The sequence below is a fragment of the Lelliottia sp. 7254-16 genome (genome assembly GCF_002922995.1).
Taxonomy (GTDB): domain Bacteria; phylum Pseudomonadota; class Gammaproteobacteria; order Enterobacterales; family Enterobacteriaceae; genus Enterobacter; species Enterobacter jeotgali.
On the sequence record NZ_PQVS01000005.1, the window covers coordinates 96,278 to 119,261 of the forward strand.

The 22,984-nt window shown below is 53.6% G+C and carries 22 protein-coding genes; 7 read left to right on the forward strand and 15 right to left on the reverse strand.

Going from position 1 to position 22,984, the window contains the following annotated elements; genetic code table 11:
- Positions 1-15 precede the first annotated feature (15 nt).
- The gene (gene ampE / locus C3708_RS09285; protein ID WP_103949127.1) at positions 16-870 is read right to left on the reverse strand and encodes a beta-lactamase regulator AmpE; all 855 of its coding nucleotides are present in this window, start codon (positions 868-870) and stop codon (positions 16-18) included.
- Complete coding sequence (gene ampD / locus C3708_RS09290) at positions 867-1,430, reverse strand: 1,6-anhydro-N-acetylmuramyl-L-alanine amidase AmpD (RefSeq protein WP_103949128.1); 564 nt, start codon at positions 1,428-1,430, stop codon at positions 867-869. The genes ampE and ampD overlap by 4 nt, the downstream gene beginning before the upstream one ends.
- 87 nt (positions 1,431-1,517) lie before the next feature.
- Between ampD and nadC the strand changes: the two genes are divergently transcribed.
- The 4 genes from nadC (at position 1,518) to hofC (ending at position 5,622) form a co-directional block, all read left to right on the forward strand.
- The gene (gene nadC, locus C3708_RS09295; protein WP_095280789.1) at positions 1,518-2,411 is read left to right on the forward strand and encodes a carboxylating nicotinate-nucleotide diphosphorylase; all 894 of its coding nucleotides are present in this window, start codon (positions 1,518-1,520) and stop codon (positions 2,409-2,411) included.
- A gap of 192 nt (positions 2,412-2,603) precedes the next feature.
- Positions 2,604-3,041: a prepilin peptidase-dependent pilin gene (ppdD, locus tag C3708_RS09300; protein ID WP_103949129.1), complete on the forward strand. Its 438-nt coding sequence runs from the start codon at positions 2,604-2,606 to the stop codon at positions 3,039-3,041.
- A 12-nt stretch (positions 3,042-3,053) separates the two neighbouring features.
- Positions 3,054-4,436: a type II secretion system protein GspE gene (gspE, locus tag C3708_RS09305; RefSeq protein WP_103949130.1), complete on the forward strand. Its 1,383-nt coding sequence runs from the start codon at positions 3,054-3,056 to the stop codon at positions 4,434-4,436.
- Complete coding sequence (hofC, locus tag C3708_RS09310; protein ID WP_095280786.1) at positions 4,426-5,622, forward strand: protein transport protein HofC; 1,197 nt, start codon at positions 4,426-4,428, stop codon at positions 5,620-5,622. The genes gspE and hofC overlap by 11 nt, the downstream gene beginning before the upstream one ends.
- A gap of 35 nt (positions 5,623-5,657) precedes the next feature.
- Here the strand turns inward: hofC and C3708_RS09315 are convergent, their stop codons facing one another.
- Entirely contained in the window at positions 5,658-6,701 is a 1,044-nt protein-coding gene (locus tag C3708_RS09315) for a GMP reductase (protein WP_095280785.1), read from the reverse strand.
- Between the two features lie 228 nt (positions 6,702-6,929).
- Here C3708_RS09315 and coaE point away from each other — a divergent pair, with 228 nt between their 5' ends.
- Genes coaE through yacG form a run of 3 tightly spaced genes read left to right on the forward strand, consistent with a single transcriptional unit; the run spans position 6,930 to position 8,497 of the window.
- The gene (gene coaE / locus C3708_RS09320) at positions 6,930-7,550 is read left to right on the forward strand and encodes a dephospho-CoA kinase (protein WP_095280784.1); all 621 of its coding nucleotides are present in this window, start codon (positions 6,930-6,932) and stop codon (positions 7,548-7,550) included.
- Positions 7,550-8,293: a cell division protein ZapD gene (zapD, locus tag C3708_RS09325; RefSeq protein WP_095280783.1), complete on the forward strand. Its 744-nt coding sequence runs from the start codon at positions 7,550-7,552 to the stop codon at positions 8,291-8,293. Before coaE ends, zapD begins: the two co-directional genes overlap by 1 nt.
- 9 nt (positions 8,294-8,302) lie before the next feature.
- Positions 8,303-8,497: a DNA gyrase inhibitor YacG gene (gene yacG / locus C3708_RS09330; RefSeq protein WP_095280782.1), complete on the forward strand. Its 195-nt coding sequence runs from the start codon at positions 8,303-8,305 to the stop codon at positions 8,495-8,497.
- Positions 8,498-8,529: 32 nt separating this feature from the next.
- Here the strand turns inward: yacG and mutT are convergent, their stop codons facing one another.
- The 12 genes from mutT to murD form a co-directional block, all read right to left on the reverse strand.
- Positions 8,530-8,931, reverse strand: a complete 402-nt coding sequence (gene mutT / locus C3708_RS09335) for an 8-oxo-dGTP diphosphatase MutT (protein ID WP_095280781.1) — start codon at positions 8,929-8,931, stop codon at positions 8,530-8,532.
- Between the two features lie 60 nt (positions 8,932-8,991).
- Positions 8,992-11,697 (reverse strand): preprotein translocase subunit SecA, encoded by a 2,706-nt coding sequence (gene secA, locus C3708_RS09340; protein ID WP_103947091.1) that lies wholly within the window; start codon positions 11,695-11,697, stop codon positions 8,992-8,994.
- Positions 11,698-11,757: 60 nt separating this feature from the next.
- Positions 11,758-12,261 carry a secA translation cis-regulator SecM gene (gene secM / locus C3708_RS09345; RefSeq protein ID WP_095280779.1) on the reverse strand — a complete coding sequence of 168 codons (504 nt, stop codon included), beginning with the start codon at positions 12,259-12,261 and terminating at the stop codon, positions 11,758-11,760.
- Positions 12,262-12,536: 275 nt separating this feature from the next.
- Positions 12,537-13,454, reverse strand: coding sequence for a UDP-3-O-acyl-N-acetylglucosamine deacetylase (gene lpxC, locus C3708_RS09350; protein WP_095280778.1), 918 nt, complete (start codon positions 13,452-13,454; stop codon positions 12,537-12,539).
- 101 nt (positions 13,455-13,555) lie between these two features.
- A complete protein-coding gene (gene ftsZ, locus C3708_RS09355) occupies positions 13,556-14,707 on the reverse strand; it encodes a cell division protein FtsZ (protein ID WP_006173842.1) in 1,152 nt (383 codons plus the stop codon).
- Between the two features lie 110 nt (positions 14,708-14,817).
- On the reverse strand, positions 14,818-16,074 hold the full coding sequence (ftsA, locus tag C3708_RS09360; RefSeq protein WP_095280777.1) for a cell division protein FtsA: 1,257 nt from the start codon (positions 16,072-16,074) through the stop codon (positions 14,818-14,820).
- Complete coding sequence (gene ftsQ, locus C3708_RS09365; RefSeq protein WP_095280776.1) at positions 16,071-16,913, reverse strand: cell division protein FtsQ; 843 nt, start codon at positions 16,911-16,913, stop codon at positions 16,071-16,073. Before ftsQ ends, ftsA begins: the two co-directional genes overlap by 4 nt.
- A gap of 1 nt (position 16,914) precedes the next feature.
- Positions 16,915-17,835 carry a D-alanine--D-alanine ligase gene (locus tag C3708_RS09370; protein ID WP_095280775.1) on the reverse strand — a complete coding sequence of 307 codons (921 nt, stop codon included), beginning with the start codon at positions 17,833-17,835 and terminating at the stop codon, positions 16,915-16,917.
- A complete protein-coding gene (gene murC / locus C3708_RS09375) occupies positions 17,828-19,303 on the reverse strand; it encodes a UDP-N-acetylmuramate--L-alanine ligase (protein WP_095280774.1) in 1,476 nt (491 codons plus the stop codon). Before murC ends, C3708_RS09370 begins: the two co-directional genes overlap by 8 nt.
- Before the next feature lie 58 nt (positions 19,304-19,361).
- Entirely contained in the window at positions 19,362-20,426 is a 1,065-nt protein-coding gene (gene murG / locus C3708_RS09380; protein ID WP_103947093.1) for an undecaprenyldiphospho-muramoylpentapeptide beta-N-acetylglucosaminyltransferase, read from the reverse strand.
- Entirely contained in the window at positions 20,423-21,667 is a 1,245-nt protein-coding gene (gene ftsW / locus C3708_RS09385) for a cell division protein FtsW (protein ID WP_095280772.1), read from the reverse strand. Before ftsW ends, murG begins: the two co-directional genes overlap by 4 nt.
- Positions 21,667-22,983 (reverse strand): UDP-N-acetylmuramoyl-L-alanine--D-glutamate ligase, encoded by a 1,317-nt coding sequence (gene murD / locus C3708_RS09390; protein ID WP_103949131.1) that lies wholly within the window; start codon positions 22,981-22,983, stop codon positions 21,667-21,669. Before murD ends, ftsW begins: the two co-directional genes overlap by 1 nt.
- Between the last annotated feature and the right edge of the window lies 1 nt (position 22,984).

Genomic DNA, 22,984 nt, shown 5'->3' on the forward strand with positions numbered 1-22,984 from the left:
ATGCGGTGCGCTGGCTTACACCAGCGTGCCGTAAATGGTCAGTAACGCCACCAGCACCACAATCACAAACGAAGTTTTCTTCGCCATCGACACCGCCGCTTTCGGGGTTTCGACTTTATCCGTGTGTGGTTCACGCGCCAGTGAGAACTGCGCCAGGCGCGTCAGCACCTGATACTGAGAAGTATGACGATCGGCCAAGGAGGCAAACCACGCCGGAAGTGCTTTTTCGCCGTGACCGATTAAGGCATAGACCACACCGACCAGACGAACCGGCAGCCAGTCCAGCACGTGTAAAATCGCGTCGATGCCCGACAGCAGACGCTCGTGCGGTGTCAGATAGCGCGCCAGCCAGGTCTGCCAGGCGCGTAAGAAAGCGTATCCCATCAGGAACACCGGGCCCCACGGGCCGCCCACGACAAACCAGAACAGCGGCGCGAGATAATAGCGGAAGTTGATCCAAAGCAGCGCATTTTGCAGCTCGCGCAGATAATCGCGCTCATTGCAGTCCGGCGGCACGCCGTGAATAAGCGTCAGTTCGCTCGCCATCGCGCCACGCGCGTGGCTATCGTCACGCGATGCGGCTTTCAGATAGGCATGATAGTGCAACCGCACTTTTCCGGCACCGATACACAGTACGCCAAGCAAGATCCACACTACCAGCAGCGGCACGTTAAAAAAGAGGCCATGCAGCGCACGCAGCAACAGAAATACCACGCCCATCAACACAGCGGTCATCAGGAGGGTGCGCAGCATCGAAAAATGTTTAATCCGGCGGAAGAATACTTCCATCCGGTGATCCAAATGCCAGTGCTCGCCCAGTTTAAATAACCGTTCAGCGATCATCACCAGCAGCATGGTAAACAACGTCATGTCATCTCCTTATCTGACGAAGCGGTAAGCATGGCGAGAAACCGGGACCAGTCAAACGCCGGGCCGGGATCGGTTTTTCTCACGGGTGCAATATCGCTATGCCCGGTGATATTTTCAGCAATTTTTGGGTACAGCGCGGACAAAGCACGCGTCACCGCAGCCAAAGCCAGATACTGCGCATCGGTGTAAGGCGTAGTATCTGTGCCTTCCAGCTCAATACCAATCGAAAAATCGTTACAGCGTTCACGCCCTTGATACACAGAGACACCGGCGTGCCACGCACGTTTATCGAAAGGAACATACTGGACGATTTCACCGTCGCGTCGAATCAGACAATGTGCCGAAACGCGCAGATGGGCAATTTCAGCAAAAAAAGGATGGGCATTAGGATCGATTGTTCCGGTGAATAATGCGTCGATCCACGGACCGCCAAATTCACCCGGTGGTAGGCTAATATTGTGGACCACCAGCAGTGAGGGCGTTTCATCCTCCGGGCGGCCATCATGGTGCGGCGACGGTACGTGCCGCGCATCCACCAGCCATCCGTCTTGTAACTGCATGCTGGCTCTCCTTATATATGGTGCAGATTCTCGGTTCAGAGTAGCATGTTTCAATCTTATGATTCGTTACCAATTTGGAGTTTTATCATGCCGCCTCGCCGCTACAACCCCGACCACCGACGTGACGCGCTTCTGGAACGTATTAACCTCGATATCCCGGCAAGCGTCGCCCATGCGCTGCGCGAAGATCTGGGCGGAGAGGTGAATGCCGATAACGATATTACCGCACAATTGCTACCAAAAGAGACGCTTTCCCACGCAGTGATTATCACTCGCGAAGACGGCGTATTCTGCGGCAAGCGCTGGGTAGAAGAGGTCTTTACCCAGCTCGCTGGCGACGACGTACAGATAACCTGGCACGTTCAGGATGGCGACAGCATCAGCGCCAATCAACCTCTTTTTGAACTCAATGGCCCGTCCCGCGTGCTGTTGACAGGTGAACGTACCGCTCTGAACTTTGTCCAGACATTGTCTGGCGTGGCGAGCGCCGTTCGTCGCTACGTTGAGCTTCTGGCTGGCACTAAAACTCAGTTGCTCGATACTCGTAAAACGCTTCCCGGCCTGCGTACGGCGCTAAAATATGCGGTTCTGTGTGGCGGTGGCGCAAACCATCGTCTGGGATTATCCGATGCCTTCCTGATCAAAGAGAACCACATTATCGCGTCTGGTTCGGTACGCCAGGCGGTCGAAAAGGCCTTCTGGCTGCATCCTGACGTGCCTGTCGAAGTCGAAGTTGAAAACATGGATGAATTAGACGCCGCACTCAAAGCCGGGGCGGACATCATCATGCTCGACAACTTCGAAACCGAACAAATGCGCGAAGCCGTCAAACGCACCAATGGTCAGGCGCAGCTGGAAGTCTCCGGCAACGTTACGCATGAAACCCTGCGTGAATTCGCTGAAACGGGCGTGGACTTTATTTCTGTTGGCGCGCTCACCAAACACGTACAAGCACTCGACCTCTCTATGCGCTTCAAATAATACGTGATTCTTCGCTCTCTTCTACCGGGAGAGCGAAGTTAATCCACCGTTTACGGCGCTTCTCGCAAAATTTTTATGCCTTCATACAACTGCTTTAAAATCCTCTGAACCGCCCTTCACAATCTCCTTATTGCTCCTCGTTTTTACTTTCGCGCACTGCCACAGTTGCGCCACGAAACCCAAGGAGCAGACATGAACAGACAACAAGGATTTACCCTCATTGAGCTAATGGTGGTCATTGGCATTATCGCGATTCTCAGCGCCATCGGCGTGCCCGCATACCAGAACTATCTTCGCAAAGCCGCACTGACGGATATGTTGCAAACCTTTATGCCCTATCGCACAGCTATAGAACTTTGCGCGCTCGATCATGGCGGTGTCGATAGCTGCGATGGTGGAACCAACGGGATCTCCTCACCGACAACAACGCGTTACACCTCAGCGATGAGCGTCGCCAAAGGCTCAGTAGCTCTGACAGGTCAAGAGAGTCTGAACGGTCTGGAAGTGGTTTTAGCCCCAATCTGGAACGACGGAAACGGGATAACCGGCTGGACTCGAGACTGCAATATCGCTAATGACAGCGCCATGAAACAAGCGTGTGAAGATGTTTTTCGCTTCGACAATAAATAAAAGGGGCGGACGATGAATTCAGAACAACTGATGCTGCTGTGCCAGCGCCATCATGCATTGCTATTAAGCAATAACGATGAAATGGTCAGTATTGCCGTGCTGGACACTCCAGCATCACAGATGATGGAGGCTCTGCGCTTCGTCACGCAAAAGCGGATTGATATTGAATGCTGGACGAAAGAGCGGATGGAGAAATATCAGCAGACATCATCCCAGGCACATTTACCGATAACCACTCCCGTCAGCTCCGCTGTCGATATTCTTAACCGCACGCTTCAGCTGGCGCTGAGTCAGCGCGCGTCCGATATCCATATCGAGCCTGCCGGGGAGAGTTGGCAAATCCGCTTGCGTATTGATGGCGTGCTTTATCCACAACCCCCGTTAACAGCAGCGTTAGCGACGACGCTCATTGCTCGGCTGAAGGTACTGGGTGAACTGGATATTGCAGAACGCCGCCTGCCGCAGGATGGTCAATTTACCGTTGAGTTGACGGGCAGCGCAGTCTCTTTTCGTATCGCCACGCTCCCTTGTCGCGGGGGCGAAAAAATCGTTTTGCGTTTACTTCATCAAGTGCAACAGGCACTGGAACTTGGCGCATTAGGCATGACTGATTCCCAACGGATGCTTTTTGCAGAAGCACTTTATCAGCCGCAAGGACTTTTATTGGTGACCGGCCCGACCGGAAGTGGAAAAACCGTCACGCTCTACAGTGCACTGCAAGCCCTAAACGCCCAGGACGTGAATATTTGTAGCGTAGAAGATCCGGTAGAGATCCCTCTCGCAGGGTTGAACCAAACACAAATCAATCCACGAGCAGGACTGACGTTTCAAAGCGTGCTTCGAGCACTGCTACGCCAGGACCCGGACATCATCATGGTGGGCGAAATACGCGATGGTGAAACGGCTGAAATCGCCATCAATGCCGCCCAGACGGGGCATTTGGTGCTCTCAACATTGCACACCAACTCCACCACCGAGACATTGATACGATTGCAGCAGATGGGTGTTGCCCGCTGGATGGTGTCATCCGCCCTGACGCTGGTGGTAGCGCAAAGGCTGGTACGCCGCCTGTGCATTCATTGTCGAAAAGAGGGTGAGATGAAAGCAAAATTGCCTAAGACCGTCTGGCCACGTGAACTTCCTCACTGGCAACCGGTAGGCTGCGATCGCTGTTATCACGGCTTTTATGGTCGCGTCGCTCTGTTTGAAGTGCTCTCGGTCAACAGTGATATTCGTCAGGCGATAGCTAGCGGTACGTCGATTGAAGAGATAGACCTCACAGCAAGGGGGACAGGCATGACCACGCTCTTCGAACACGGCTGCATGGCCGTGGAACAAGGACATACCACTCTGAAAGAGATAGTCCGCGTTTTGGGGCTGCCCGATGGCTGCTAATCATCTCTGGCGCTGGCGCGCCCTCACCTTACAGGGGGAACTTCAGCAAGGCACCCTTTGGGCGGTGAATCGAGAAGCAGCCTTTAGTCAGTTGTCATATGAGGCACTTTGCCCGCTGTCACTGTCTCGCACGCTTATGCTGAAGAAATGGCAGCCTCAACATTGCTATGAGATTTTCCGCCAACTTGCCGCGCTGCTTCAGGCCGGGCTTACACTCGCCTACAGCCTGCAAATGCTGGCTGATCAACATCCGATGAAACAATGGCAGGCGCTTTTAGCCAGACTTGCGAACGATCTCAGCGCAGGCTGCGCATTCTCTGAAGCCCTGAAAAAATGGCCTGAGGTATTTCCTCCGCTTTATATCTCAATGATGAAAACCGGAGAACTGACCGGAAAACTGGAAGAGTGCTGTAGTCAGTTGGCTCAGCAGCAAAAATCACAGCAATTGCTCAGTATGAAAGTCAAAAAGGCCCTGCGTTATCCGCTGATCATTCTGGCCCTCGCGGTGGTTGTGGTGCTGGCGATGGTGACATTAGTGTTACCCGAATTCGCCGCCATCTATCAAACGTTCAATACGCCCCTCCCTTTGCTAACACAATTGGTAATGGGGTTTGCTGACTTCGTCCATCAGCACATCATTGCTCTATTCTTCGTGATGCTGTTTCCGGCATTCATGATGCGTGGCTTACGATACCACCCACGCTGGCAGCGTTTTAGTCAGCGTCTGGTTTTGCGTCTACCTGTTATGGGAGTGTTGGTACGCGGACAAAAACTAAGCCAAATATTTACCGTGTTATCGCTAACCCAACAGGCAGGGATCGCCTTCTTACAGGGGCTGGAAAGTGCAGAAGAATCGGTTGCGGGCATATTCTGGCAAGAAGCACTGCGGGGCGCCAGGGAGCGGGTGGCGCAAGGAGCACCTATTGGGTCCTCACTCAGTGAAGCGCGAATTTTCACCCCTCTGTGCATTCAGCTTGTGCGAACAGGGGAGGTTTCTGGCTCACTGGATACGATGCTGGCAAATCTAGCTCATCATCATAATGAACAAACATTCCAGCACGCGGATAATCTCGCGTCGCTGTTAGAACCACTGCTGTTAATTGTGACAGGCATCATTATCGGAACACTGGTGGTGGCAATGTATCTGCCAATTTTCCATTTAGGCGATGCGATGAGTGCGGGATAACGCTGGTGCACAGGTGCGCACCAGCGGAACAGCGATTACAGGCTGTTGAAAACGCGGTTTTCTTGTTCCTGAACGCGGATAAACGTCGTGCGTTTGGTCAACTCTTTCAGACGAGATGCACCGACGTAGGTACAGGCAGAACGCAGGCCACCGAGAACATCACGAGCGGTATTCTCAACCGGACCGCGCAGGGACAGTTTCACGGTTTTGCCTTCTGCTGCACGGTACTGCGCAACGCCGCCGACGTGGCGATTCATAGCGGATTCAGAACTCATTCCGTAGAACAGCATGAATTTCTCACCGTTTTCTTCAACTACGGTACCACCGCTCTCTTCATGACCGGCCAACATACCGCCCAGCATCACGAAATCTGCGCCGCCACCGAAGGCTTTTGCAACATCGCCCGGCATGGTGCAGCCGCCGTCGCTGATGATCTGACCGCCCAGGCCGTGGGCCGCATCGGCACACTCAATCACGGCGGACAGCTGCGGATAGCCGACACCTGTTTTGACACGCGTAGTGCAGACAGAGCCAGGGCCGATCCCCACTTTCACGATATCCGCGCCGGACAGAATCAGCTCTTCACACATCTCGCCGGTCACAACGTTACCCGCGATGATGGTTTTGGTTGGCCAGGCCGCGCGTGCTTTGCTGACAAACTGAACGAAATGTTCGGAATAGCCATTCGCCACGTCGATACAAACAAAATTAAACTCTGGATTATCCACCAGAATTTGTTTGGTTTTCTCGAAATCAGCGTCAGATGTACCCGTGGACACCATCACGTGTTTCTTAACATCATCAGAAGCAGAAGCCGCAAATGCGTTCCACTCTTCGTTGCTGTAGTGTTTGTGCACTGCAGTCAGAATATCGAAACTCGCCAGCGCCGTAGCCATCGCAAAGGTACCCACGGTATCCATATTGGCAGCAATAACAGGCACGCCAGACCAGGTCTGACCGGAGTGTTTAAAGGTGAATTGACGTTCGAGTTCAACGTCTGAGCGGCTTTTCAGCGTAGAGCGTTTAGGGCGGATAAGAACGTCTTTGAAACCTAACTTCAGATCTTCTTCGATACGCATGTGCGGGTTCCTGGGGTTAGAGGCAAATATAGTCAAAGCACAACTCCAGTGACGTTATCATACGCACTAATACGTGCTCCGCAAGACTGCGAATTTCTCTTTTTTTACGCTACAATCCTATAAATTTACCTGGTCAAAAGCAGGTAAACAGAGTTAACCATCCGCTCCGGTAAGTTTAATTTCTAAGCAGCTGATTTTAAAAATGAATAATTCCCAGGATTTGATTTAATGGGGTACGTTGTTGCGTTAACAGGCGGTATCGGTAGTGGCAAAAGCACCGTTGCTGACGCTTTTTCACGCTTGGGTATTGCGATAATTGATGCCGATATCATTGCCCGTCAGGTGGTAGAGCCTCATTCACCTGGGCTTAATGCTATCGCTGCACATTTCGGGCCCAACATCATGAATGCCGACGGCACGCTGAACAGACGCCTGCTGCGCGAGAGTATCTTTTCGCAACCCGCAGAAAAAACCTGGCTCAACGCCCTCCTGCACCCCATGATTCACCAGGAAACTCAGCGCCAGATCGCTGAAGCCACGTCGCCTTATGTACTCTGGGTTGTTCCCTTGCTCGTTGAAAATCAGCTTCAGCATAAGGCCGATCGTATTCTGGTGATCGATGTGTCGCCTGAGACACAGCTTAAGCGAACCATGCTGCGCGATAATGTCTCTCGCCAACATGCTGAACAAATTCTTGCTGCGCAGGCAACACGCGAAGAGCGCCTTGCCGTCGCAGATGATGTTATTGATAATGATGGCGCACCCGATTCCATTGCGTCGGATGTCGCCCGCCTGCACGCCCAATATCTGACCTACGCCGCGCAGGCCGTAGCACAGGAAAAACCATAATGAATACGCACATCCTTTTTGAGCACCCACTCAATGAAAAAATGCGCACCTGGTTGCGCATCGAATTTCTGATTCAGCAGATGTCACACCATCGCCCTATTGCCGATCATGCTGCGGCACTGCATTTTTTTCGCAACGTTGGCGATCTGCTGGATGTCATTGAACGCGGTGATGTTCGTACAGAGTTACTGAAAGAACTTGAGCGCCAACAGCGTAAATTACAGGGGTGGGCTGAAGTCCCGGGCGTCGATCAGAGCCGAATTGATTCCCTGCGACTGCAGTTGAAACAAAGCAGCACAGTTCTGATGGCAGCGCCTCGCGTGGGGCAGTTCCTGCGTGAAGACCGCCTGATTGCCCTGGTACGCCAGCGCCTGAGTATTCCAGGCGGATGCTGTAGCTTTGATCTGCCGACGCTGCACATGTGGCTGCATATGCAGCAGGAACAGCGTGATGTGCAGGTGAAGAGCTGGATGGATAGTCTGGAACCAATGAATCAGGCGTTGACACTAATCCTCGATCTCGTACGCCACTCTGCACCATTTCGCAAGCAGACCAGCCTCAACGGTTTTTACCAGGATAATGGTGACGACGCCGATCTGCTGCGACTAAATCTGTCGCTCAGCGAACAACTTTATCCGCAGATTTCCGGGCATAAAAGTCGCTTCGCGATTCGCTTTATGCCGCTGGATAGCGAAAATGGCACAGTGCCAGAACGTCTCGATTTTGAACTGGCTTGCTGCTAAGGAATATTGATGTCTGAAATTATTACCGTAAGCTGCCCGACCTGTGGGAAAGCTGTTATTTGGGGCGAGATTAGCCCGTTTCGCCCGTTCTGCTGCAAACGCTGCCAGTTAATCGATCTGGGTGAATGGGCCGCAGAAGAGAAACGCATCCCGAGCGAGGGCGATTTATCAGATAGCGACGACTGGAGCGAAGAGCAACAGTAACGTCTTCTTTGTTGTGCCTGCTGGCAACGTGCTTAGCAGGCCTTCAGTTCCTGAGTCAGTCTGGCGATTACTGGTTCATTAGCGGGCGGGAATTTCTCGGCGTCCAGCGCCTCCAACGCCAACCAACTGCCAGGCTGCCCTTCTTTACCCCACGGCTCGCCTTCCCAGCGTTCAACCATCCAGAACCACAACGTAATGTGCCTGTCCGGGAATTGATATTCGAGCTTATCGAACAACGTTGGTTCCAGCGCAGTAATTCCCACCTCTTCCTGAAGCTCTCGCACCAGCGCCTGTTCCGGCGTTTCACCTGATTCGATTTTACCGCCCGGAAATTCCCATTTGTTGGCCATATGGGCATCAGCGGCACGCTGAGTAATGAAGATCTGGTTTTGCGGGTTACGAATAATCCCGACAGCGATTTGCAGTACTTTCATATGTGTGACTTCCATAAAAAAGGCGCAGATCTCTGCGCCTTTTCGATTGGTGATGTGCGTTTAGCTCAGACGGCCATGACACGCTTTATATTTTTTACCGGAACCACATGGGCATGGATCGTTACGACCCACTTTGCGATCGCCCGTCTGGGCAGCAATCGCCGCTGCGGCTTCATCTTCGTCAGTCTGATGGCTCAGCTGTTGCATCTGTGCCAGGCGCTCAGCTTCTTCACGACGCTGCTGTTCCATTGCTTCTACTTCTTCCGGCATACGCACCTGAACTTTACTCAGGGTACTAATCACTTCGTACTTCAGCGACTCCAGCATTGAAGCGAACATCGCAAAGGATTCACGCTTGTACTCCTGCTTAGGATCTTTCTGCGCATAGCCACGCAAATGGATACCTTGACGCAGATAGTCCATCGCTGCCAGATGCTCTTTCCACAGGGAATCCAGCGTCTGCAGCATGACGCCTTTCTCGAAGTGACGCATCATCTCAATGCCAACGACTTCTTCCTTCTGCTTGTAAACAGTAATCGCTGTTTCCAGAATACGTTCGCGCAGCGTCTCTTCGTGCAGCTCAGGCTCTTTGTCCAGCCACTCTTTGATCGGCAGTTCGAGGTCGAAGTCGTTTTTCAGACGTTCCTGCAGGCCTTCGATGTCCCACATTTCTTCCAGAGACTGTGGCGGAATGTACGCATCAATTGTCGCTTTAAAGACATCTTCGCGGATGCTGTTGATGGTTTCGCTCACATCAGACACGTCCAGCAGTTCGTTACGCTGGGAGTAGATCGCACGGCGCTGATCGTTCGCAACGTCATCATATTCCAGCAGTTGCTTACGAATATCGAAGTTGCGACTTTCCACTTTACGCTGGGCGTTGGCAATTGCTTTGGTCACCCACGGGTGTTCGATTGCTTCACCTGGTTTCATGCCCAGTTTGCGCATCATGCCAGACACGCGGTCAGAGGCGAAAATACGCATCAGCGCATCTTCCATTGACAGGTAGAAGCGGGAAGAACCAGCATCACCCTGACGACCCGCACGACCACGCAGCTGGTTGTCGATACGACGAGATTCGTGACGCTCGGTGCCGATAATGTGCAGACCACCAGATGCCAGTACTGCATCGTGACGCACCTGCCAGTCAGCTTTGATCTGCGCAATTTGTTCTGGAGTTGGGTTTTCCAGCTCGGCCAATTCGGCCTGCCAGCTACCACCCAGCATAATATCGGTACCACGACCTGCCATGTTGGTGGCGATGGTAACCGCCGCCGGATAACCGGCCTGAGCAACGATATCTGCTTCTTTAGCGTGGAATTTAGCGTTCAGTACGTTGTGCTTGATACCCGCTTTATCGAGTTCATGAGAAACCACTTCGGATTTCTCGATCGAGATGGTACCCACCAGTACCGGTTGACCTGCAGCGGTACGCTCGCGGATATCTTCGATGATCGCCTGAATTTTTTCCGCTTCGGTCATGTACACCAGATCCGGCATATCTTTACGGATCATTGGGCGGTTAGTCGGGACGACAACGGTATCCAGTTTGTAGATGGAGCTGAATTCGAACGCTTCGGTATCTGCAGTACCGGTCATGCCCGCCAGTTTTTCGTACAGACGGAAGTAGTTCTGGAAGGTGATAGAAGCCAGCGTCTGGTTTTCGTTCTGAATATCCACGCCTTCTTTGGCTTCCACAGCCTGGTGCAGACCATCAGACCAGCGACGGCCCTGCATGGTACGACCGGTATGTTCATCAACGATGATCACTTCGCCGTCTTTCACGATGTAATCCACATCGCGGGTGAACAGCACGTGAGCGCGCAGTGCGGCAGTCACATGGTGCATCAGCATAATGTTGGTCGGAGAGTAAAGTGACTCGCCTTCATCCATAATGCCCTGCTCAACCAGCAGCTCTTCAATCTGAACCAGACCGCGTTCGGTCAGGTTCACCTGACGCGCTTTTTCGTCAACGGAGAAGTGGCCTTCGCCCTGGAACGTATCAGAATCTTCTTTCTCCTGACGAATCAGATGCGGAATGATTTTGTCGACTTTGCGGTACATCTCAGAGCTGTCTTCAGCCGGGCCAGAGATGATCAGCGGAGTACGAGCTTCATCGATCAGGATTGAGTCGACCTCATCCACCAGCGCATAGTGCAGTTTGCGCTGTACGCGCTCTTCCGGGCTGAACGCCATGTTGTCGCGCAGGTAGTCAAAACCGTATTCGTTGTTGGTGCCGTAGGTAATGTCCGCGCCATAAGCTTCGCGCTTCGCCGGAGCAGGCAGGCCAGACATGTTGATACCCACGGACATGCCGAGGAATTCGAACAGTGGACGGTTGTTTTCGGCGTCACGCTGCGCCAGGTAGTCGTTGACGGTGACGACGTGAACGCCTTTACCGGTCAGTGCGTTCAGGTATGCAGGCAGCGTTGCGGTCAGGGTTTTACCTTCACCGGTACGCATTTCTGCGATGCAGCGTTCGTTCAGAACCATACCGCCGAGCAGCTGTACGTCAAAGTGACGCATGCCGAACACGCGTTTACTCGCTTCACGAACCACGGCGAAAGCTTCCGGAATCAGGCTTTCCAGGGTTGCGCCTTTTGCCAGGCGCTCACGGAATTCACCGGTTTTCGCTTTCAGTTCGTCATCGGAGAGTTTTTCCATCTCCGGTTCCATACCATTAATGACGATGACCGCTTTGCGCATACGGCGCAGGGTACGATCGTTACGGCTACCGAAAACTTTGGTTAATAATTTGATTAGCATAATAAATTCTCACACGCCCCATCATGGGCAGATAAATTAAGGTATTGAAAAACAGTTAATTTAGCTGAGGCGTTGTGGCCCGGCGCGGATGCCCTGCACCTGGCTAATCCAGGCCGACACCGAAAAGGCAGCGTGTGGAATAAAAGCGGTATTCGTCATCTGACGAACGATCACTGGCGGTTTGCTTTCTTGCGTCAACAGCGCATTGAGCGTATCCAGCAGAGCAAGATGTTGTGCCTGAACGGGCAGTGATTCTTCTACGACAGGCACAGCCTGCGGTGCCATCGCAAATGAAAGATGGCGAATGACGGTCCGGATAGCATGTTGATGCCAGTAATCGACCGTAAAGTTAGGGCGGCGATTGGCTTCAAGCAGCGCGAGGTTAGTGAAATTAACCCGCGTGGAGAGATCGTGTTTAGTTGTGGTGGTGTTTGCAGGCGTTGCCGCTTCTGCGCTGTGGCTGAGCACAGGCAAGCCGAAGCTCGCCGCGACCATCCCTAATAAGAGATGCGGCCAGAAGTAACGTCTGCCAAATTGTCGCCAGCGCGTTAGTATTCCGCTCACCTAATCCACCATCGTATGCAGGCCAGTACAGGCATGCGTTCAGATATTATTTAGCGCACAGATATTATCACTAAAGCGATAATACAGCAGCAGGAATGACGTAATGCCTCAGGGAAATTCGGTCAAGAATGCAGCGAACGCGCGCACATTCTGTGCTTAGTGGGCAAATTTCATGCGGGGAAGAAAATCAGAGGTCTAGAAACAAAAACGACTGGTCTTCCTGGTCGGAGAGAGTACCAGGTCAACCAGTCGATTTTACGATACGGAATTAACCGTTACGCCAGGACCGTGCTCGGAGCTTTGAATGCCAGAGGCAGTTCAGCTTCATCTTCGAAGGTCACAAATTCCCAGGCTTCCTGTTTTGCAAGGACTGCCTGCAACAATTTGTTGTTCAATGCATGACCGGATTTAAACGCGGTGAATGCACCAATGATATTGTGACCACACATGAACAGGTCGCCGATCGCATCCAGCATTTTGTGACGAACGAATTCATCTTCAAAACGCAGGCCGTCTTCGTTCAGTACGCGATAATCGTCAACAACGATGGCACAATCGAAGCTGCCGCCCAGGCATAGGCCACGGGACTGCAGATATTCGATATCACGCATGAAACCGAAGGTACGTGCACGGCTAATCTGACGCATAAACGCATCAGCAGAGAAGTTCATCGCATAGCGCTGGTTGCTGCCATCAATCGCTGGATGGTTAAAATCGATGGTAAAGTCCAACGAGAAACCATTAAACGGTTTGAATTCAGCCCATTTGTCGCCATCTTGAACGCGAACAGTCTCTTTAATGCGTACAAATTTCTTCGCGCAGTTCAGTTCATCGATGCCGGCATCCAGCAGCAGATAAACGAACGGAGCAGCACTACCGTCCATAATTGGGATTTCTGGTGCATCGACTTCAATAACAATGTTGTCGATACCCAGACCCGCCAGGGCGGCGTTCAGGTGCTCTACGGTAGAAATCCGCACGTCATGCTCATTCACCAGGCAAGTACAGAGCATAGTATCACGCACAGATTTGGCATCAGCCGGAAAATCTACCGGTGGATTCAAGTCGGTGCGACGATAGATGACCCCGGTATTGGCCGACGCAGGGCGTAACGTCAGTGTGACTTTTTTGCCGGTATGTAAACCGACGCCAGTCGCCTGAACGATACGTTTAAGAGTCCTTTGTTTGATCATCGTATAATCTCGCCAAATTACTTATCCAACCGAGAGTGTATATCACTAACGGTGGGCCAGTTTAGCACAAAGAGCGAAAATCCCCAAATTCCAGCCAATTCTTAGTCAGCTTGCTTACGCAGGAACGCTGGGATATCCAGATAATCCGGTTCTTTCGCAGTTTGCGGCGTATTGTCGTTAACCACTTTCGCGGCCGGTTTTTGCTCCTGCGTGAGCGGCGCCATGCCGTGCTGCTGGTAGCGATCCATCACCGGCTGCTGAGTCTGTTTGTTGGTGACCAGGGTGATCTCAGGACGTTTGTCCATACCGATACCGGTCGCAACGACAGTCACACGCAGTTCATCATTCATTTCCGGGTCAAGGGAAGTACCGATAACCACAGTAGCATTATCAGAAGCGAATGCGCGAATGGTGTTACCTACTGTTTCAAATTCGTCCAGACGCAGATCGAAGCCAGCGGTAATGTTGACCAGCACGCCGCGCGCACCAGACAAGTCGATATCTTCCAGCAGTGGAGAAGAGATCGCCATTTCAGCCGCTTCTTCTGCACGGTCTTCACCGCTCGCTACGCCAGAGCCCATCATCGCATAGCCCATTTCGGACATCACGGTGCGCACGTCAGCGAAGTCGACGTTCATCAGACCCGGACGAGTAATCAGCTCAGCGATACCCTGAACCGCGCCTTTCAGCACGTCGTTCGCAGCGCCAAACGCGTCCAGCAGGGAGATACCGCGACCCAGCACTTTCAGCAGTTTGTCGTTCGGAATAGTGATCAGAGAGTCCACGTGTTTGGACAGCTCAGTGATACCCTGCTCCGCGAATGCCATACGCTTCTTGCCTTCAAAGTTGAAAGGCTTAGTCACGACAGCAACGGTCAGAATACCTAAATCTTTGGCCACTTCAGCCACCACTGGCGCAGCACCTGTACCGGTACCACCGCCCATGCCCGCTGCGATAAACACCATATCGGCGCCATCAAGTGCAGCTCGCAGTGCTTCGCGGTCTTCTTCAGCCGCATTACGGCCTACTTCTGGGTTAGCCCCTGCGCCCAGACCTTTGGTGATACCACCACCGATCTGAATAGTCTGGCCTACGGCGGTCTTTCGCAGTGCCTGAGCGTCGGTGTTCACAGCAAAGAACTCAACACCTTCGATGCGCTCGCGCACCATATGCTCCACAGCGTTACCGCCGCCGCCACCGACGCCGATGACTTTAATCACCGCGTCGTTGGTTAATTCCATTGGTTCAAACATGGTTTCTCTCCGTTTTTACACTTCACCATTCTGCCTGCCTGGGCGTATTGAATGCTTCCGCGTATGTGCCTGTCGCCTGAGACCGCTAATTCTCTCCGGTCTCTTTAAAATTAAAATTCTTTTCTCAGCCAGGAGTTGAGTCGCTTGACCCAAGAACCGACCGACGTGCGTTTTTCGACTTCTGCTTCACCACTTAAATGGGACTCTTTCCCGTAGTGCAGCAGGCCCACCGCCGTTGAGTAATACGGCTCCTGAGCGTAATCCGTTAAACCGGTAATATTCAACGGCGCACCAATACGGACTTGCGTATGGAACACGCGCTGGGCACAGGCAGCGAGACCTTCAATTTGCGCTGCACCACCGGTTAAGACAATCCCCGCCGCAAGATGGTGTTTCACACCCTGCTGACGAAGCTGTTCCTGTAACTGTAAAATCTCTTCGTTGACCAGATTGAGCAGCTCGGTATAACGCGGCTCTATCACTTCGGCCAGAGTCTGCCGTTGCAGACTACGCGGCGGACGACCGCCCACGCTTGGCACTTCAACACTCTCATCTTTGCCAACGATAGAACCTAACGCACAACCGTGGCGCACTTTGATTGCCTCTGCATCGCTCGGTGGCGTACCAAAGGCGTAGGCGATATCACTGGTCACTACATTCCCGGCGTAAGGGATAACTTTGGTGTGACGCAATGCACCGCCGGTATACACGGCCATATCCATTGTACCACCACCGATATCAACCACACAGACGCCCAGTTCACGTTCGTCTTCTGTCAGCACCGAATAGCTTGCTGCCAGCCCTGCAAAGATAAGTTGGTCAACTTTCAGGCCACAACGTTCCACGGCTTTAACAATGTTCTTCGCCATATCGTTGTGACATGTGATCAAGTGCACTTTTGCCTGCATACGCACACCGGAAAGGCCGACCGGGTTTTTGATACCCTCTTGATAGTCGATCGCATATTCCTGTGGGATGACATGCAGCACACGATGTTCATCGCGCACGCGCACGGATTTAGCCGTATGCACCACGTTTTCAACGTCTTCCTGCGTCACTTCCTCTTCGGAAATCGGCACCATCCCGATTTCGTTCTGGCAGCTTATATGCTTACCAGAGAGGGCCAGATAGACGGAGGAAATCTGGCAATCTGCCATTAATTCTGCCTGATCGATGGCGCGCTGTACGCATTTCACCACCGACTCGAGGTCGTTTACCCCACCTTTATCCATACCACGGGACGGGCAACTGCCCACGCCAATGATATTGACCATACCGTCGGGCAGAACTTCCCCTACTAAAGCGGCAACCTTAGCGGTGCCAATCTCCAGTCCAACTACCAGTTTTCTGTCCGTCGCCTTGATCATTGTTGTTCTGCCTGTACCTGTGCCTGATTCTGTTGCTGATTAGGTTCCTCAACCGGAGCCGGTACCCAGCCGACTGCTGCGCCTGAGTCATAGCGCAAATCAACGTAGCTTATCCGTTTGCCGTCGGTCTGCGCCTGCTGCTGTAAAACCGGGTACAGTTCTACAAAACGCGCCAAACGCTTCATCGTGTCGCCGCGACCAAGATTGAGCTTAATCCCATTCGTTAACGTCAGTTGCCATGAACGGCGCGCCGTCATTGCTGCATCTTTTAACGCAAATCTGTCCTTAGCCAGCACCTGCCCCATCTCGCGAAAACCTTGTAACACTTCGTTCTCACTGCCTTCCGGGCCAGACAACATCGGTAAACTTTGCTTGCTGACACGATCTGCCGGGACGCTAAACGAATTTCCGTCTACGTCGACCATATGCTGATCATTCCAACGCGCAATGGGCACATATTCAACCAGATGAATCTTCAATTCATCAGGCCATTGCTTTCTTACGCTCGCCTGTTTTATCCACGGCAGCCTTTCAATCTGGCTTTGGATAATGTTGACGTCCTGCGTCATAAACGTTCCGGGCGAGCCCAGGGCCAGGATCGACTGGCGAATATCATCGTTACGCGTGTAATGACGCTCGCCGGTGACCACCAGTTTTGATAGCGGCAACCGTTGTGCATCTTCCATCCAGCCCAACACCATCCAGCCGCTGATAAACACGGTACACAGCACACCCAGCAGGAATAAAATCCCTGCAAGACGCGTTCCATTACTCCGACCAGATGAAGAATATTCTTCTTCCTCTTCACGGTTGCGCGTGTTCAGTGCGGCCTGAGACATATCAGCCCGCCTGGTCCAGAATACGGACGACTAACTGCGAGAAGCTCATGCCCGCCTGACGTGCCGCCATTGGCACCAGGCTGTGGCTGGTCATACCCGGTGAGGTATTGGCTTCCAGCAAATAAAATTCCCCGTCGCTGTCCTGCATCACGTCGATACGACCCCAACCACGGCAACCTAAAACAGTCCAGGCTTTGAGCACCAGGCTCTGCAATTCAGCTTCACGTTCTGCTTCCAGACCACTTGGGCAGAAATATTGCGTCTCATCAGAGAGATACTTCGCTTCATAATCATAGAAGGTTCCAGCGGGTTGGATACGAATTGACGGCAAAATTTCTTCACCGAGCATCGCCACGGTAAATTCCGGCCCGCTGAGCCATTTTTCGATCAGAACTTCTTCATCATGTTGAAAAGCCAACGCTAACGCAGAGGTTAAATCGCCCGCTTTCTCGACTTTTGACATTCCGACGCTAGAGCCTTCACGGCTGGGTTTTACAATAACCGGTAACCCCAACTGCGCAATGCGTGCATTAACGCTATCTTCAAGTCCCATTTCAAACTCACGGCGCGTCAATGCCACCCACGGCGCAACCGGCAAACCCGCGCCCTGCCACAGCAATTTGCTGCGCAGTTTGTCCATTGAAATCGCGGAGGCCATTACACCACTTCCGGTGTAAGGCAAACCGATCAAATCCAATAGCCCTTGCAGGGTTCCATCTTCACCACCGCGCCCATGCAACGCGATGAAAACTTTATCAAAGCCCATTTCTTTCAGGCGGGTGACGTCGGTCTCTTTCGGATCAACCGGATGAGCATTCACGCCACCTTCACGCAACCCCGCCAGCACAGCCGCGCCAGAGTTCAGGGAAACGTCACGCTCCGCAGAGGTGCCACCAAACAGGACCGCAATCTTATCAGCCATTGCGTTCATCCTCAGAGGTTTGCGGCGTCAGTTTGATTTGCGCTAAGTTACGGGCGATTTTGCCGATATTTCCCGCACCCTGAATTAGAATCAAATCGTTACCGGTCAGTACAGGAGCCAGAATTTCAGCCACTTGCGCCGGATCGGAGACCAGAATCGGGTCTACCTTACCGCGTCCACGGATAGTACGACATAAGGAACGACTGTCTGCGCCCGGAATCGGAGTTTCACCCGCTGAATAAACGTCCAGCATCAGCAGCGTATCCACCTGAGACAGCACGTTAGCGAAGTCGTCATACAGGTCGCGCGTACGCGTGAAACGGTGCGGCTGGAATACCATCACCAGATTTCTGTCCGGCCAACCTGCTCGCGCGGCTTTAATCGTTGCATCCACTTCAGTCGGGTGATGACCGTAGTCATCCACCAGCATCGCCGTGCCCGTTTTGCCGTTTACCGGTTCCAGCGGGAATTCGCCGAGGAAATCGAAGCGCCGTCCTGTACCCTGGAAACTCTCCAGCGCGCGTAAAATGTCTTCGTCTTCAATGCCTTCTTCAGTGGCAACCGCCACCGCTGCAGCAGAGTTGAGCGCATTGTGGCGGCCCGGCGCGTTCAGCGTCACGCGCAGCGGGGCTTTATCCTGACGCACCAGGGTGAAATGTCCCTGGGCGCCCCGTTGCGTGTAATCTTCTACGCGCACGTCTGCATCGTCACTGAAACCGTAAGTCGTAATATGACGACCCACACGTGGCAGTAATTCACGAATGACCGGATCGTCCACACACATCACTGCACGACCATAAAACGGCAAATTGTGCAGGAAATTAATAAACGTCTGCTTTAAATTTTCGAAGTCACCCTGGTAAGTATCCATGTGGTCAGCTTCGATATTGGTGACAATCGCTACCATCGGCTGCAGATGCAGGAACGACGCGTCACTCTCATCAGCTTCCGCAATCAGATAACGACTGTGGCCGAGGCGCGCATGAACGCCCGCCGCTTTAACCAGACCGCCATTAACAAATGTCGGATCGAGACCGGCTTCGGCATAAATGCTGGAGACCATCGCCGTGGTCGTGGTTTTGCCGTGCGTACCGGCAACCGCGATGCCATGACGAAAACGCATCAGCTCAGCCAGCATTTCTGCACGACGAATAACCGGGATGCGCGCTTCATGCGCGGCGACAATTTCCGGGTTATCGGCAGAGATCGCGCTGGAGACCACAACAACGCTCGCATCGAGCACGTTTTCAGGGCGATGATTGAAATAGATAGTCGCCCCAAGCGACGCCAACTGCTGCGTAACAGGATTCGGCGCCAGATCGGAACCGCTGATCTGGTAACCTTCGTTTGCTAAAACTTCGGCAATACCGCCCATACCTGCGCCGCCGATGCCAACGAAGTGAATGTGCCGGACGCGACGCATCTCGGGCACGATTGAACGCAGTTTCGCCAGTTGTTGTGTATTCATTCTCTAACCGCCATCGATACTTCTAAAAATTCGTGCAACGCAAAACGCGCTACAAGGGTTAAGCCTTTGCTGCCAGGCTCACTTCATTTGCCACCCGCTCGGTCGCATCCGGGATCGCCGTCGCGCGCGCGCGTTCGGCCATTTCCAGCAGCGTCGCACGATTCCAGCCCGCAAGGGTGGTAGCGACTGCGTCAGCGGTAAACTGTGGCTGTTCAAAAATTTTGGCGGCACCGGCTTTCTCAAGCGGCAACGCGTTCCAGTACTGCTGCCGGTCTTTGTGCTGGAAAGGCACAAACACCGCTGGTAAACCCGCGGCGGCAATTTCACTCACCGTCAGCGCACCGGAACGACACACCACGACATCGGCCCAGGCATACGCCGCTGCCATGTCGTCAATAAATTCTGTGACTTTATGCTGTGGCTGGCCCGCCTCGGCATAAGCCTGTTCAACCGTTTGCTGCCCGCCCTTCCCGCTCTGATGCCAGATGGTCACGCTGTCGCCCAGTTTTGCCGCAACCTGCGGAAGCGTCTGGTTCAGAATACGTGCGCCCTGCGAGCCGCCGACGACTAACACCCGCACCGGGCCTTCGCGCCCGATCAGGCGCTCCTGCGGTAGCGGTAACGCCAGCACATCAACGCGCACCGGATTGCCCACCACGTCCGCTTCCGGAAACGCGCCAGGGAAAGCCTGCATCACTTTGCTGGCAATTTTTGCCAGCCATTTATTGGTCAATCCGGCAATACCGTTCTGCTCATGAAGCACAACCGGAATGCCCAGCGACCAGGCAGCCAATCCGCCAGGACCGGAAACGTACCCGCCCATACCCAGCACCGCATCAGGTTTAAAGCGCTTCATGATTGCGCGCGCCTGACGCCAGGCATTGAAGATGCGCACCGGAGCCAGCAGCTGAGCTTTGATACCTTTGCCACGTAAGCCTGAAATCCGAATAAAGTCGATCTCGATACCGTGCTTTGGCACCAGATCGGCTTCCATGCGATCGGCGGTTCCGAGCCAGCGAACTTGCCAGCCTTGATCCATTAAATGGTGCGCAACCGCGAGCCCAGGGAAAACATGTCCGCCGGTGCCGCCCGCCATCACCATTAACCGCTTCGGTTGATTCATCGTGAACCTCGTGTAAACGCCTGGGCTTTTTCCAGACGCGTCTCATAATCTATACGTAACAAGAACATAATCGCTGTCGACATGATCAACAGACTCGAACCACCGTAACTGATCAACGGCAACGTCAGGCCCTTTGTCGGCAGCATACCGGCTGCCGCGCCAACGTTGACCAATGCCTGGAAGCTAAACCAGATACCAATTGAGCAGGCCAGGAAACCTGAGAAGCGGTGATCGATTTCCAGCGCTTTTCGGCCAATCGACATGGCGCGGAAAGCGACGAAGAATACCATTAAAAGTGCCAGTACCACACCGATATAACCCAGTTCTTCCCCAATAATGGAGAAGATGAAGTCGGTATGTGCCTCGGGTAAATACTCCAGTTTTTGCACTGAATTGCCCAGCCCCTGGCCCCAAACCTCGCCTCGCCCAAACGCCATCAGAGACTGAGTAAGCTGATAACCGCTGCCAAATGGATCTTCCCAAGGGTTCCAGAAAGAGGTCACGCGGCGAATACGATACGGCTCGGCGAGGATCAGCAGGACCACTGCCGAAATCCCCATCCCGATGATGGCGATGAACTGCCACAGTTTCGCGCCCGCCAGGAACAGCATTGCCAGCGTGGTCACGAACAGTACGACTACCGTACCGAGGTCAGGCTGCGCCAGCAAAAGAACCGCCAGCACCAGAATCACACCCATCGGTTTTAAGAAGCCGCGCAGGTTATTTCGCACTTCATCGACCTTGCGCACCAGGTAGTTGGCGAGATAGCAAAACAGCGACAACTTGGTAAATTCCGCTGGCTGGATACGCAGCGGGCCGAAGGCAATCCAGCGCGATGCACCGTTAACCGAGCTCCCCACCACCAATACGATCAGCAGCATGATGATGGAAGCAATCAGCATCGCGGTACTGTGGCGCTGCCAGAACTCCATCGGCAAACGCAAGGTAATCATCGCCAGACAGAATGCGAGGATGATGTACAAACCGTCACGCTTGGCGAACAGGAAAGGATCGTTCGCCAGACGCTGCCCTACGGGCATCGAAGCCGAAGTCACCATGATGAAACCGACCGCCGCCAGGCCCAACGTGAACCACAGCAGCGCACGGTCATACATCACCAGGCTATCGGAATCTTTATCCCGCGAGCCCATCACCCAGCCTTTCAGCGCCGCAAACAGCCAGCCAAAGATACGCGATCCCGGCATACGCGGCATTCTCAGGCGAGGGAGAGATAAACGCATCAGCCTAACTCCCTCGCGAGGCGGGTAAAGAGATCACCACGCTGTTCGAAATTCTTAAACTGGTCGAGGCTGGCGCACGCTGGCGACAGCAGCACCATATCGCCCGCTTTGACCAGAGGCGCAATCAGGCGGATCGCCTGTTCCATAGTTTCGGTTTGCACCGCAATCTCTGGACGTAGGTCCGCCAGCTCAGCGCCATCGCGGCCAAAGCAGTACAAACGAATGTTATCGCCCTTCAGATAGTGCTTCAGGGAGGAGAAATCCGCTGATTTACCGTCGCCGCCGAGCAGGAGGTAGAGCGAGCCATCGACGCGTAAACCGTTCAGCGCCGCTTCGGTACTGCCGACGTTGGTGGCTTTAGAATCGTTAATCCAGCGCACACCGTTATGTTCCAGCGCCAGCTGGAAGCGATGCGCCAGACCGGTAAAGGTGGTCAGGGCTTTCAGGCTGGAAGCACGCGGTAAACCTGCGGCATCCGCCAGCGCCAGTGCCGCCAGAGCATTGGTGTAGTTGTGTTGTCCGGAAAGCTTCATCTCTTTCACGTTCAGCACTTTTTCGCCTTTGACGCGCAGCCAGGTTTCGCCCTGCTGGTGATTCAGGTGATAGTCACCCATATTCACGCCAAAGCTGATGCAGCGCTCATCGGCACCGCGCACCGGCATGGTTAACGCATCGTCCGCATTCACCACGCACACTTTTGCATTTTCATAGACGCGCAGTTTGGCCGCGCGATACTGCTGCAGCCCAAACGGATAGCGATCCATATGATCTTCCGTTACGTTCAGGATCGTCGCCGCCACGGCCTGCAGACTGGAAGTGGTCTCCAGCTGGAAGCTGGACAGTTCAAGCACATAAAGTTCGCGCGCCGGATCGAGCAGCATCAGCGCTGGCAGGCCGATATTGCCGCCGACGCCGACGTTCACGCCCGCCGCTTTTGCCATATCGCCGACCAGCGTCGTGACCGTGCTTTTCCCGTTAGAGCCGGTAATCGCCACAATCGGCGCCTGGGCTTCACGGCAAAACAGTTCGATATCGCCGACAATCTCAACGCCTGCATCCGCCGCCGCGCTTAAGGACGGATGCGCCAGCGCCATACCAGGGCTGGCAACAATCAGATCGGCATCCAGCAGCCAGGTATCATTCAGACCACCAAGGTGGCGTTCAACCTGTTCTGGTAACTTGTCCAGGCCAGGCGGAGAAACACGCGTATCCATCACACGCGGCGTCACGCCACGCCCGAGGAAAAAGTCCACGCAGGAAAGCCCCGTAAGGCCTAACCCGATGATAACGACTTTTTTACCCTGGTAATCTGCCATG